This window comes from Candidatus Enterococcus murrayae (assembly GCF_017315985.1).
In the GTDB taxonomy this organism is placed as follows: Bacteria; Bacillota; Bacilli; order Lactobacillales; family Enterococcaceae; genus Enterococcus_A; species Enterococcus_A murrayae.
Map to the genome: position 1 here is coordinate 86,156 of NZ_JAFLVR010000027.1, position 12,458 is coordinate 98,613.

The window sequence follows — 12,458 nt, forward strand, 5'->3', positions numbered from 1 at the left end:
GGTAACTATTTTTCTCTTCATATACTGAAAATTTGCGAAACAAATTAATGACCCAAGCGCCAATCTATACTATAATATGAGAAACTATCAATGATATTCTAATCTAACGAGCATTATTCTAAGAATATCTAAGGAAATGAGTGAGTCGATGATCGATACGCAAGTCAAAGAACTAGAGGAATTAGTCACCACGATGCGGCGCGAGTTGCACCAGATTCCTGAACTTGGTCTGGAAGAAAAGCAAACTGCAGCATATATTCGAAAAAAGCTGGCATCTTTTGGTGTCACAGAGACATATGAAGTCATTGAAACGGGTACGATTGCAGTCTTACGAGGGAAAACGCCTGGAAAAACGCTAGCCTTTCGTTCAGATATTGATGCTTTGCCAGTAGAGGAGCAGACTGATTACACCTTTTCTCCGAAAACACCAGGGAAGATGCATGCTTGCGGGCATGATGGACATATGGCAACCTTGCTGGGCTTTATTGCATACTTGCACAAACATCCTGAAGCCATTCAAGGAACGCTTGTTTTTGTTTTCCAACCAGCGGAAGAAGGGCCAGGCGGTGCGGAATTGATTATGAAGACAGGTATTCTGCAAGAGCTAGGTGTGGAGGAAATCGTGGGCTTGCATGTATTTCCTGATTTGCCGGCTGGAAAGATCTCTTGTCGACCAGGACCGATGATGGCCCGTAATGCGGAAGTGACGATCACGATTAAAGGCGTCAGTACCCATGGCGCACAGCCTCAGCTGGGAGAAGACGCGATTGTTGCGGCTGGCGGAGTGATTTCTGGTTTAAATAGTATTTTAGCCAGAAACATTGGACCGTTAGATAATGTTGTTTTGACATTTGGGACGATTCATGGCGGTGAGGCGATGAATATTGTAGCGAAGGAAGTTGTTTTACATGGAACGATGCGGGCATTTGATGACAAGGTTTATGATGAGGTTGTTCGTCGGACCGAATTATTAGCAGGTGAGATCGCCAAAGGCTACGGCTGTGAGGCGGTAGTCGACTTCAATCACATGTACCGAGTGGTGGATAATGATCCGAAGATGGTGGAAACACTGGAAAAAGTCGCTGCGGATTATTATGTTGAAACACCGCCATACTTGATAGCAGAAGATTTTTCAATGTATCAGCAGGAAATTCCTGGGATGTTTTTCTTCTTGGGGATTCGTGATGAGGAAAAGGGCTATACGTATCCGCTGCATAGTGGGAAAATGAAATTTGACGAAGTGAATTTGCTTTTAGGGATTCAGACATTTGTAAATCTGATCGCTGGATTGAACGGAAACTAATTGAGGGGGCTTATAATGGAATTTGAAGTACAAAATGGACATTTGATGTGGGACGGCTGCGATACAGTCGACTTAGCAGAGAAATTTGGAACACCGCTATATGTTTTTTCACAAACGAAGATCGAAGAGAAATGTCACGAACTACAACACGATTTTGTCGAAAAGTATGAAAACGTCCGAGTAGCATTTGCCAGCAAAGCATTCTCCACGCTGGCGATGTTGAAAATCATTCAAAATCAAGGCTTTTCTTTAGATGTCGTTTCAGACGGGGAGCTTTATACAGCCATTAAAGGAGCGTTTCCGGCTGAACACATTGAGATGAACGGGAATAACAAATCAATTGAAGAATTGGAAATGGCGATTGATTATGGTGTTGGCCGAATCATCGTCGATAGCCTGCAGGAAGTAGATCTGATTGCGGCAATTGCCAAAGAAAAACAAAAAGTGGTGGATATTCTATTTCGAATTACGCCGGAAGTGAACGTTCAAACGCATTCATTTATTTCAACGGGACAAAAGGATTCAAAATTTGGTATCCCGATCGATGAATCCATCTTGTTTCCGCAAATTCAAAATGCGATCCAAACAGCGGAGGTGAATTTCTTAGGCTTCCATTTTCATGTCGGCAGTCAATTATTCGATAACCATGCCCACTTAGCAGCAGTAGATATTGCGCTGGATTTAGTGAAGATGGTTAAAGAGCGCTTTGACTATACGATCAAAGAGTTGAATTTTGGCGGCGGGTTTGGGGTTCGCTATACGGATGCGGATCAGCCGAAGCCCTTTAGCTATTTCACCGATCCAATGATGGAAAAAGTGCTGGAATTTTGTGAAAAGCAACAATTTCCGCAGCCGGCAGTAGTTATTGAACCAGGCCGCAGTATTGTAGCTGAAGCAGGAATCAGCTTGCATCAAATCGGCGCAATCAAAGAGCTTCCGGGTCTGCGTAAATATGTCAGTATTGATGGCGGTATGACAGACAATATTCGTCCGGGGCTTTATGAAGCGGAATATACGGGCATTTTGGCGAACAAAGCGGACCATGCGGCAGTCGAAAAAGTGACGGTTTCTGGGAAAGCCTGCGAAAGCACCGATATTTTAGTGAAGGATATTGAGCTGCCATCTGTTGAAACCAGCGATATCTTCGCTACATTTTCAACTGGAGCGTATGGCTATTCAATGGCCAGCAATTATAATAAACTGGCGATACCAGCAGTTGTGTTAACCAAAGCAGGACAGGCAGAGCTGATAGTAAGACGACAAACCTTGGACCAAATCATTCAAAATGAAGAAATCCCAAGCTTTTTGAACTAAAGACAGTTGAAATGAGGCGAAAGCATGAAGGTACCCTTTTATAAAATACAAGGCGCTGGAAATGATTTTATTTTGATCGACAATCAAAAGCTGAATTTTTCTAGTGATCAATTAACGACGTTTTCGGCACGTGTTTGTAAGCGGCGTATTTCAGTTGGAGCAGATACCTTGATTGCGATCGAGTCTGCACGCGGTGATGGTGATTTTTATGCACGTTTTTTCAATGCGGATGGCTCTGAAGCCGAGATGTGCGGAAACGGCGCACGCTGTGTTGCTCGCTGGGCGTATGAGACGGGTGTCGCAAATGAAAAAATGATTATCGAGACGATCGCCGGTAATGTTCCCGCGGAACGCCTGGATAATCGCAGCTATCGTGTTCAGCTAAATTCACCAACCGTTTATGAAGCGGATAAAGTGATCCAGGTTGACGGCAAAGAGGTAGTAGTGGATTATGTCGAATTGGGTCATCCGGGCATCCCTCATTTAGTCGTTCATGCAGCTGATTTTGCCATGACCGAATTAGAGACGATGGTTGATTTTGCCAGAAAGCTGCGTAATCATCCTGCGTTTACAAAAGGGGCAAATGTGAATTTCTATGATATCTTGCCGGATCAAACCGTTGTGGAACGCACCTATGAGCGAGGAGTAGAGGACTTTACTTTGGCCTGCGGCACGGGAACTGGTTCGACAGCCTATGCACTGACTAAAAAAGGCCTAGTCAAAAGTGATCCAGTTGTGATCGAAGTATTAGGCGGACAGCTTCAAGTGAATGTTTTGGAAGAGGAGCTGTACTTGATTGGCGATACGAATATCGTAGCTGAAGGCACGATTTTGGATGAAGATTGGGTTTAAAACTTAATGAATTGAAAGTTTTTTTGAGAAATACTTTACAAAATGAAAGCCGAGCAAGCATATGACTATCTATTTGGATAGTATTGCTTGTTCGGCTTTTTATTGAAGGTTAATCTGAGTAATTAGTCAATCAAGACGATTTTTTGCTTGCTATATTCTTTGCGAACTTTGTCGGGAATATCTTCAGAAATCAAGTACGTCAGATCGTCAACCGGGCCGACGATGTGATTGCTGATGGTGCCGAACTTATCATTAGTGATCATTCCGAGAACTTCCGTGGAGATGCGAACCATTTCCCGTTTGATTTCTGATTCCTGCGTGGTAGGGACACTCGTTCCTGCGTCCAGATCAAGATTGTAAATCCCCATGATATAAAGGTCTGCTCGGATATTTCGCAGCTGCTTGTAGGCCTGTACACCGATATTGATCATCGATTGTTTGTAAAACACACCGCCGATATTAATAATCTCAATGTTCGGATGCTGCGCTAATTCCATGGCGATCGGCGGGCTATTGGTAATAATAGTGGCCCGAAAATCTTGCGGAATCTCCTTCGCTAAAGCCAAATTGGTGGTACTTCCGTCAATAATTATGACCGAATCTTCCTTCAAAAACGGCAAGGCCTTGTGAGCCAGCTCTTTCTTACGATCACTAGCAACCGTTTCCCGATAATTGAAGTCGGTAATTGGCGGGCCTACACGCAAGGCACCGCTGTGAACTCTTTTTAATAGCCCCTGATTATCCAATTCTTTCAAATCTCGCCGAATCGTATCCTCTGAAACATTGAAGCGTTGGCTTAAATCACTGGCAATTACCTTTTGCTCAATATTTAAAAGATCAAGGATTTTCTGATGGCGTTCCTCTTTTAACATAGTGCGCACTCCTTCTTGTTTCTTCACGTTTATCATGCCATGTATGCGATTTTCTGTCAATTTCCTTCCGTTTTAATCGGTTATAAACGCACAAACATGCATATAAAATTATATAATCTGCATGTTTGTATTGACTTGTGATTGTTAAGCGGTTGCAATGAGCTTGTAATGAAAGGGTGTACGGCATTCGAACCAAGCTGGTTTTATCCGGAGAAGATCAGCGCATTGCAAGTAGGAGGAAGTCCATGGAAAAGAAAATCATTCTATCGCCATCAATTATGTGCGGAGATTTGGTGAATTTAGAAAAAAGCATCATAGAGCTGGAAGATATTGGAATGGATACGCTGCATATCGATGTAATCGACGGCTCATTCAGCCCAAGCATGCCTTTAGGAATAGAGACGATCAAGCGAATGCGGGAAGTCACGTCAATGAATTTTGATGTGCATATCATGTCGAAGGACAATGAATTTTTTATTGGTGAGATGCTGAAAATCGGAGTGGAAGGAATTACGTTCCACCATGAAACCAGCCTGCACGTTGATCGGTATATTCAATTGATTAAGAATGCAGGGACAAAGGTGGGGGTTGCATTGAATCCGGCGACAGCCTTAACTGTTTTGGATTATGTTTTACCGGAAATTGATCGTGTGTGTCTAATGCTGATTAATCCGGGATTTGCGACAAATAAAGCGGAAAAGCAAATTCCTTATGCGTTGAAAAAAATCGCTGACCTCCGTCAGCTGATCGATAAGCAGGAGTTGACAGTGGATCTCCAAGTCGATGGACGCGTATCATTGGCCTCGATTCCAGACTTATTGACCGCGGGTGCCACAAACCTGGTGTTAGGAAGCACAAGCCTATTTATCGCCGGAAACACCTTAGCGGAGAATCGTCAGCTGTTGTCTGAGGCTGTGAATAAAGCGGCTCTAGTAATATAGGAGGGGAAATTGTTGGGATTTAAGAGAGTAGAACAGAAAATCATAAATGAAATCGCGGCAACCTTAGATCATATTGAGGTAGAAGAGGTAGCGCAGCTGGTAACGGCAATTGAAAAAGCGGAGCGCGTATTTTTCGTGGGTGTCGGCCGTGTCCTGCTATCGTTGGAAGGAATCGCGAAAAGGCTGGCCCATCTGGGGATTCAAACAGTAGTAGTCGGTCAAATCACCGAACCTGCAATCACGGAAAAGGATTTGTTGATCGTTGGATCAGGCAGCGGAGAGAGCTCTTTTCCACTCGCAATCGCGAAAAAGGCCAAGAGTTTTGATGCGACGGTGGCACATATCGGATCGAACGCCAACAGTTCGATGAAGGCGTATACGGATATATTCGTTCGCATCCCAGTTCAAACCAAGCTGGCTTTACCAGGAGAGATCCCATCGATTCAGCCAATGACCAGTTTGTTTGAACAATGCTTGCTTTTGTTAGGTGACAGTATTGCATTGATGATGGTGGAAGAAAAAGAGATTGATATGCACAGCTTGTGGCAGTATCATGCCAACTTGGAGTAGGTGAAGAGGATGAAGGCAGTACATTTTGGTGCAGGGAATATTGGGCGAGGATTTATAGGTCAGCTCTTACATGAAAATGGCTTTGAAATTTGTTTCGTGGATACGAACGCAGAATTGATTCAGCAATTGAATCAGGATGGCGGCTACACGATCGAAATTATTGATGAGGAGGGAACCACCGCTTTTATTGATCAGGTGACCGCTCTAAATAGCTTGACTGAGATGGAACAAGTAATTTCGGCGATTGAAAAAGCGGACATTTTAACCACCTCCGTAGGCGCGAATAATTTAGCCAAGATCGCACCTGCAATCGCCAAGGGATTGCGCAAACGTTTTGAACAAAAAAACAGCATCAATATATTGGCCAATGAAAATGTGATCAATGCTAGCGAAATTTTGAAAAAGGAAGTTTATAGGTTGTTGGCTGAGGAAGAACGAGCAATAGTTGATCAATTGGCCTATTTTGTAAATACAGCGATTGATCGTCAGTCGCTTGGGAAAATCGTTGATCACAAAATGGTCGCGGTTGTGGAGCCTTACTTTGAATGGGTGATTCATCGACAGCAACTCGATCCTGCGACTTTCTTCGAACTAAAGAATGTGGTCTTGATTGATGAAATGCAGCCGTATATTGAGCGTAAGTTGTTTATCGTTAACGCGGCTCATGCAGCAATAGCGTATCTTGGTGCATTGCAAGGCTGCAGGACTATTCAAGAAGCGATTCAAGATCAGAAAATATGGACTCTAGTCAATCAATTTTTAGCAGAGAATGCAGCCTATTTTGTTCGAGAATACCAATTTGACCAAGAGGAGCTAACGCGTTTTATCAAAAAAACATTAAAGCGGCAAGGAAATCAAAGGCTTTCAGACAAGATTGCCCGCGTGGGTGGTTCGCCAATCAGAAAGCTGGGACAGGACGATCGGTTAGTTGCCCCGGTAGTAAAACTAGAGGCACTTGATTTGCCTCACGAAGCAGGGGTGAAAATTATTGCCGCTGGTTACCTTTATCGCAACTCTGCTGACCCAGAGGCCGAAAAGCTGTCTGCGATGATTGAAAAAGAAGGTTTAGAAACAACGATCAAAAAGATTTCGAACGTGACGGGCACGTTGCTGCAAGAAGTGATGGCTGCTTATGAATCGCTGGGATAGGAGGCACAGATGTTAAAAGAGCAATTAACGGGAAAGACAAATTTTGTTGAATCAATAGCTTCTTGGCAAGAGGCCATTCGACTGGGTGCGCAGCCGCTTTTGGAGCAGGGCATTGTAGAAGAATCCTATGTGGAAGCGATGATCCAAAATGTTTTAGACAATGGAAATTATATTATCTTGCTGCCGCAAGTGGCGATGCCTCATACGCGTCCGGAAAATGGCAGCCATGGTATTGGAATGACTTTTCTGCGCTTGGCAGAGCCGGTCATGTTTCCTGGTGATGAGCCAGTAAGTGTATTGTTTACACTTTCTTCGGATTCACCAGACGGGCATTTAGAGCTGATCGCCAGCTTAGGAGAACTGCTGAGTGATGAAAAATTGTATCAGAAATTATTTGATGTTGAGACAGAACAAGCGTTGTTGGATTTGATCAAGGAATAAAGGAGAGAAGGAAATGGATGTAACGAATGAAGCAAAACAAGTATCGATGCGTGCGAGAATCCAGGCTTTTGGCGGTTTCTTAACGAATATGGTGTTGCCGAACATTGGTGCGTTTATTGCGTGGGGAATTGCTACAGCACTATTTATTCCTACTGGTTGGTTTCCAAATGAAGCACTAGGAGAGTTAGTCGGACCTACAGTTAGTTATTTATTGCCATTATTATTAGCGTATACTGGCGGGCGAATGATCGGCGGGCACCGCGGTGCAGTATTGGGATCTATTGGTACGATCGGTCTGATTATCGGTTCGGATATTCCAATGTTCATGGGAGCGATGGTGATCGGTCCGTTAGGCGGCTGGATAATGAAGAAGACAGATGACTTTTTAGATGGAAAGATACCGGCCGGATTTGAAATGGTTGTCAATAATTTTTCAATCGGCATCATCGGTTTTATCTTGATGTGTTTGTCTTACTTAGTTATTGGCCCGACAATCCAATCAGCCAATCAATTTGTTACGAATGCGATCGAAGCGCTGGTTTCGACGGGCTTCTTACCTTTGCTTTCGTTAATAAATGAGCCGGCAAAAGTGTTGTTCTTAAATAATGTGATTGACCAAGGCGTTTATTATCCGTTAGGGATGCAGCAAACATTAGAAGCGGGCAAGTCAATTTATTTCATGGTGGCGTCAAATCCTGGACCTGGTCTGGGCCTGCTGCTAGCATATTCCTTCTTTGGAAAAAAAGTAGCGAAACGAACGGCTCCAGGGGCAATCATTATCCACTTTTTTGGCGGTATTCATGAAATGTATTTCCCATATGTATTAATGAAGCCAATCACTATTTTATCAATGATTGCAGGTGGGATGGCCGGAACTCTGACCTTTCAGTTATTAAATGTTGGGTTGGTCGCTGGTCCGAGCCCAGGCTCGATTTTCTCTTATCTGGCGTTGACTCCGCGAGGGAATTTCTTTGGTGTAATCGCTGGAGTAGTGATCGCGACAGCAGTGTCCTTCTTAGTGACAGCAGTGATTTTGAAAGCAGATAAAACGGCGGATGACGAAGATAGCTTTGAAGAATCCGTCCAAAAATCAAAATCAATGAAATCTGAAGGAAAAGAACTGCTAAATGGTGACAACGCTCAAGCAGCAAACACAATGAATGCTGGCGTAAATAAAATCTCATTTGCTTGCGATGCCGGCATGGGCAGCAGTGCAATGGGGGCTACAACCTTCAAGAAAAAATTGCAGAAGGCGGGCATCACTGATATTGAAGTCAAAAACTATCGAATTGAAGAGGTACCAGCAGATAGTGATATGGTGGTCGTTCATCAGGATTTGGAAGAACGAACGCGTAATGCGCATCCTAAAATGAGGATTGTTACATTGAAGAATTATTTGCAGGACCCAGCTATCGATGATTTAGTGAAGGACGTCGTCGAGGCAAAAACGAAGGAATAATGTCGACGAGTTTCTCCTAAAAAAGAAATCTAGCTTAAGAAACAAAAAAATGTGAATGATAAAGCCGAATGCTCATAAACTTTCCAAAATGAAAGAAATCGGAGCATTCGGTTTATTTTTGTAAAGTTTTTATCAAAAGGACGTTCAATTTAAACGTTGCATTCTATAAATTCGGCGCCAATAAATGAGGCGAATAAAGAAAATCGTCGCTCAAAGAATTCTGCTTTACCTATTCGGGCGATTGAATTTCATTGACGCGAAAATTTGTAGGACGTATCATGAAGGCAGTATGAATATCTAGGAGGCTAACATGAAAAAGTTTAAGAAAATGGTGGCGATCGAGCCGACAAAATTATTACCTGAATGGGATGAGAAATTAAAAAAATTGGCGGATGAGGCTGTCTTCTATGAAGATATTCCCAGTGAATCAGCTGAGATCATTGAACGTATCGGGGATGCGGATTGCGTCATGCTAAGCTTTACAAGTTTTATTGATAAGGAAGTGCTGGATGCTTGTCCGAACATTCGGTACATCGGCATCTGTGCCAGTTTATATGCACCAGAAAATGCGAATGTCGACATTCTTCATGCAGAGAAAAAAGGGATTGTTGTGACCGGTGTTCGCGATTACGGTGATGAAGGGGTCAAGGAGTACGCCATTAGCGAATTGGTTCGTTTGCTGCAAGGTCGCGGACCGGCGATGTGGAAGGATGAGCCGATGGAATTGACAGGTGTCAAAGTCGGCATCGTCGGTATGGGGACTGTCGGCAGCTTGCTTGCCCGAACAATGAACTTTTTCGGGATGGATGTTCATTACTACAGTCGAACACGCAAGCCAGAGATAGAAAAAGAGCTAGGGATGAATTACCTGTCATTTGATGAACTGTTGGGTAAGGTCGATATCCTGATTACTTGCCTGAATAAAAATGTAGTCTTATTAAATGAAGCTGCGTTTCAAACATTTGGCAACGGAAAAATTTTGATGAATGTCTCGATCGCACCGTCACACGAGGTACCAGCGTTGAAACATTGGTTAGCTCAGTCGGGGAATTATGCCTTTAGTGACACTGAAGCTGGGCTGGGAGAAGAAGTGATTGGTTTGCCAAATGTTTTTGCCGGAAAAACCAATGCAGGTCTAACTTCGATGGCAAAAGTACGGTTGGCTCAAAAGGTAATCGAAAATATCGAGAATTTTCAAAAGAACAACTAGGATTGATGGAGGGATCCAAGCGTCGCTGCTTGGGTCTTTTTTGATGTCAAAGACACAAAGCCAGTTTGCTCATTTTTGATTTATAAGCCCAAAAAGCAATAGGAAGTAAGAAGTATGTAAATAAAAGTTACATGAATTGTCCTTTTTTCGAAAAAACCTTAATCGAATGTCACGAAACATCACATATGGTATTGAGTTTATACAAAAAGCTCAGTATGATAAACCTATCAAACTAGATTGGTTTTCGGAAAAGATGTTATTCAGATGGTTCTGACTTGCGGCGTTTTAAAGGAAAAGAGGAAGAAATATGGAATATCAATACGTAGTTCAGGTAAAAACAATTGTTGGGGAAATGACAGAGGAGACCTTTACGACTCATCGGGAAGCCCTTTGCTATGCGACCAATTATGACAGAGTCAAAGCAAGCAAAGTATTCAAGTCTGGCGAGATTGTGCATGAGTTCAACTATTAAGCGAGCATAAGAAAGGCTTCGCGAACTCGCTCAGCTTTTGAGCAATAAGACCAAAATATTTCTAAATTGCTTCTCAAATTTCGAAATATTTTTGCTTATTGCCGATAAAGCTAGTTCGTGAAGTCGGACATGGATATACCTGCTACAAAGCGATTTATTTATGTGAAAATTTTATACTTTCTTTATAGTCAAAAAAAGGGATTCTACAAGTGAATCCCTTTTTTACGTGACTCGATGAAATTACCAAGAATAAAAATCAGAATGCCTAACCAAATAAAGGCGAAAGCGATAAATTGCGGTAAGGCGTAAGGCTCGTGAAAAACAAAGATCGCCATTGCCAGCATAATAGTAGGATTGACGTATTGTAAAAAGCCAAGCGTGATGTACGATAATTTTTTAACAGCTGTTGCAAACAGCAGTAACGGAATCGCTGTGACAATCCCAGCACCCATCAGTAATAAATTGGTGCTTGTTGAATAATTCATAAATCCAACTGGCGACAGGAAAAACAAATAAATCAAACCAACAGGTGCGATAATCAATGTTTCCAGAGTAATGCTGGTAGCGGAACTTAACTTTAATTGTTTTTTTGTTAAGCCGTATAAGCAAAAACTAGCCGCCAATAAAAGGGACTTAATAGGAAAAACACCGGTTTGAACGGTCAATAGAATGACTCCTGCACATGCAGAAAGACTAGCTAGCTTCGCTTGTCTGGTCAAAGGCTCCTTTAGATAAATCGCGCCAGCCAGCACATTTAGTAGCGGGTTAATGTAGTAGCCCAAGCTAGCTTGCTGAACCTCGCCGATAGAAACGGTGTAGATAAAAATTCCCCAGTTCAGAGAAACGAAAACCGCAGCCATGATGATGGCGAGTATGCTTCGCTTGTCTTTTAACAGTTCTTTTACCTCTTGAATAAAGAGAGGAAATTTCCGTAATACGATCAAATAGACTGTCATGAAAACCAGTGACCAAATAATTCGATAAAACAACGTATCCACAGAAGCGACATTGCCCAATAATTTCCAGTAAAGCGGCAGGATGCCCCAAATAATGTATGCACCAAAACCATAAACCAATCCAGAATCTTTTTTCATTGGAACCTCCTTAAATGAATGATGTTTTATCATTTTAACATAAATAATTAAGAGAATTTTCAGAAAAAACGATTTGAGGGAAAAAAGCTGATTTTGCGTAAAAAAAGCCAAATGATCCTAGACTATCGTAATCTTAAGTGATAGGGTCATTTGACTTTCATTTTGTTAAGTATTTTTCAAAAAAGCTTTCAATTCTTAAAATGAATAGGCAATCAACGAAATACCCGCCATCATAAAATAGAAACCGACTAAGAAAGCAAGTGTCAATGCTGAAGTTAAAGGATTAAAAAGAAGCATGATGCCTAATAAAATCCCGATACCATTAACGATAACGTGAAACCAATAATAGCCGGTACTTTCGATTTTGTAGATACTTGCCGTTAATAAGCCTGCAATTGAATCGAATAAGAACCAAATCGCAAAGACAAAAGGCAGCGCCACTAAACCGGCAGAGAGATTAAAAAAGAAGAAGATACCCACCAATAAATCAAATACGCCAAGAACGATCAAGAATGTTGATTTTTGATTGGTAAATTCATGGATTTTCCGTCTAAAGAATAGTTCAAAGATCCCTTTTAGAATGGCTGAAAGAGCAAAAACATAAACAATGGCAAGTAAGCTGCTTTGCGGGTCTCTAAATGACAGTAAAGAAACTAAAATAAAGAGAAGCCCCATCAAAAAATACGGCAAGCGAAAAGTTGATTTTCTTTCCATATTTTTCACCTCCTTGAGGAAATAGTATCACTTACTGAAAAAATATGAAAAGATAATGATCGCTTAA

13 protein-coding genes are annotated in these 12,458 nt (G+C 42.1%); 10 read left to right on the forward strand and 3 right to left on the reverse strand.

Annotated features, from left to right (window positions below):
• Nucleotides 1–148 precede the first annotated feature (148 nt).
• The 3 genes from JZO85_RS12165 to dapF are packed head-to-tail and all read left to right on the forward strand — an operon-like array spanning nt 149 to nt 3,469.
• Nucleotides 149–1,303, forward strand: a complete 1,155-nt coding sequence (locus tag JZO85_RS12165) for a M20 metallopeptidase family protein (protein ID WP_207108801.1) — start codon at nt 149–151, stop codon at nt 1,301–1,303.
• Between the two features lie 15 nt (nt 1,304–1,318).
• Nucleotides 1,319–2,617: a diaminopimelate decarboxylase gene (gene lysA / locus JZO85_RS12170; RefSeq protein WP_207108802.1), complete on the forward strand. Its 1,299-nt coding sequence runs from the start codon at nt 1,319–1,321 to the stop codon at nt 2,615–2,617.
• A gap of 24 nt (nt 2,618–2,641) precedes the next feature.
• Entirely contained in the window at nt 2,642–3,469 is an 828-nt protein-coding gene (gene dapF / locus JZO85_RS12175) for a diaminopimelate epimerase (protein WP_207108803.1), read from the forward strand.
• 122 nt (nt 3,470–3,591) lie between these two features.
• On the opposite strand, the gene JZO85_RS12180 is transcribed toward dapF, so the two are convergent.
• Entirely contained in the window at nt 3,592–4,341 is a 750-nt protein-coding gene (locus JZO85_RS12180) for a DeoR/GlpR family DNA-binding transcription regulator (protein ID WP_207108804.1), read from the reverse strand.
• A gap of 245 nt (nt 4,342–4,586) precedes the next feature.
• On the opposite strand from JZO85_RS12180, the gene JZO85_RS12185 reads away from it, so the two are divergent.
• The 7 genes from JZO85_RS12185 to JZO85_RS12215 all read left to right on the forward strand — a co-directional run bounded on the left by JZO85_RS12185 (nt 4,587) and on the right by JZO85_RS12215 (nt 10,583).
• Nucleotides 4,587–5,282, forward strand: a complete 696-nt coding sequence (locus JZO85_RS12185) for a ribulose-phosphate 3-epimerase (protein WP_207108805.1) — start codon at nt 4,587–4,589, stop codon at nt 5,280–5,282.
• A gap of 12 nt (nt 5,283–5,294) precedes the next feature.
• Nucleotides 5,295–5,852: a 6-phospho-3-hexuloisomerase gene (gene hxlB, locus JZO85_RS12190; protein WP_207108806.1), complete on the forward strand. Its 558-nt coding sequence runs from the start codon at nt 5,295–5,297 to the stop codon at nt 5,850–5,852.
• Nucleotides 5,853–5,861: 9 nt separating this feature from the next.
• On the forward strand, nt 5,862–7,001 hold the full coding sequence (locus tag JZO85_RS12195; protein ID WP_207108807.1) for a mannitol-1-phosphate 5-dehydrogenase: 1,140 nt from the start codon (nt 5,862–5,864) through the stop codon (nt 6,999–7,001).
• A 9-nt stretch (nt 7,002–7,010) separates the two neighbouring features.
• Entirely contained in the window at nt 7,011–7,442 is a 432-nt protein-coding gene (locus JZO85_RS12200) for a PTS sugar transporter subunit IIA (RefSeq protein ID WP_207108808.1), read from the forward strand.
• 13 nt (nt 7,443–7,455) lie between these two features.
• The gene (locus tag JZO85_RS12205; RefSeq protein ID WP_207108809.1) at nt 7,456–8,901 is read left to right on the forward strand and encodes a PTS mannitol transporter subunit IIBC; all 1,446 of its coding nucleotides are present in this window, start codon (nt 7,456–7,458) and stop codon (nt 8,899–8,901) included.
• Nucleotides 8,902–9,211: 310 nt separating this feature from the next.
• Nucleotides 9,212–10,111, forward strand: a complete 900-nt coding sequence (locus JZO85_RS12210; RefSeq protein WP_207108810.1) for an NAD(P)-dependent oxidoreductase — start codon at nt 9,212–9,214, stop codon at nt 10,109–10,111.
• A 307-nt stretch (nt 10,112–10,418) separates the two neighbouring features.
• Nucleotides 10,419–10,583, forward strand: a complete 165-nt coding sequence (locus tag JZO85_RS12215; RefSeq protein ID WP_207108811.1) for a hypothetical protein — start codon at nt 10,419–10,421, stop codon at nt 10,581–10,583.
• A gap of 203 nt (nt 10,584–10,786) precedes the next feature.
• On the opposite strand, the gene rarD is transcribed toward JZO85_RS12215, so the two are convergent.
• Both rarD and JZO85_RS12225 read right to left on the reverse strand, forming a co-directional pair.
• A complete protein-coding gene (rarD, locus tag JZO85_RS12220; protein WP_207108812.1) occupies nt 10,787–11,677 on the reverse strand; it encodes an EamA family transporter RarD in 891 nt (296 codons plus the stop codon).
• Between the two features lie 195 nt (nt 11,678–11,872).
• Complete coding sequence (locus JZO85_RS12225; RefSeq protein ID WP_207108813.1) at nt 11,873–12,391, reverse strand: HdeD family acid-resistance protein; 519 nt, start codon at nt 12,389–12,391, stop codon at nt 11,873–11,875.
• Between the last annotated feature and the right edge of the window lie 67 nt (nt 12,392–12,458).

Excerpts from the sequence above, each read along its gene's own strand:
- JZO85_RS12165 (WP_207108801.1), top strand. The coding sequence starts at position 149 with ATGATCGATACGCAAGTCAAAGAACTAGAGGAATTAGTCACCACGATG.
- JZO85_RS12195 (WP_207108807.1), top strand. The coding sequence starts at position 5,862 with ATGAAGGCAGTACATTTTGGTGCAGGGAATATTGGGCGAGGATTTATA.
- JZO85_RS12185 (WP_207108805.1), top strand. The coding sequence starts at position 4,587 with ATGGAAAAGAAAATCATTCTATCGCCATCAATTATGTGCGGAGATTTG.
- JZO85_RS12210 (WP_207108810.1), top strand. The coding sequence starts at position 9,212 with ATGAAAAAGTTTAAGAAAATGGTGGCGATCGAGCCGACAAAATTATTA.
- JZO85_RS12215 (WP_207108811.1), top strand. The coding sequence starts at position 10,419 with ATGGAATATCAATACGTAGTTCAGGTAAAAACAATTGTTGGGGAAATG.
- JZO85_RS12205 (WP_207108809.1), top strand. The coding sequence starts at position 7,456 with ATGGATGTAACGAATGAAGCAAAACAAGTATCGATGCGTGCGAGAATC.
- rarD (WP_207108812.1), bottom strand. The coding sequence starts at position 11,677 with ATGAAAAAAGATTCTGGATTGGTTTATGGTTTTGGTGCATACATTATT.
- dapF (WP_207108803.1), top strand. The coding sequence starts at position 2,642 with ATGAAGGTACCCTTTTATAAAATACAAGGCGCTGGAAATGATTTTATT.
- JZO85_RS12180 (WP_207108804.1), bottom strand. The coding sequence starts at position 4,341 with ATGTTAAAAGAGGAACGCCATCAGAAAATCCTTGATCTTTTAAATATT.
- lysA (WP_207108802.1), top strand. The coding sequence starts at position 1,319 with ATGGAATTTGAAGTACAAAATGGACATTTGATGTGGGACGGCTGCGAT.
- JZO85_RS12225 (WP_207108813.1), bottom strand. The coding sequence starts at position 12,391 with ATGGAAAGAAAATCAACTTTTCGCTTGCCGTATTTTTTGATGGGGCTT.
- JZO85_RS12200 (WP_207108808.1), top strand. The coding sequence starts at position 7,011 with ATGTTAAAAGAGCAATTAACGGGAAAGACAAATTTTGTTGAATCAATA.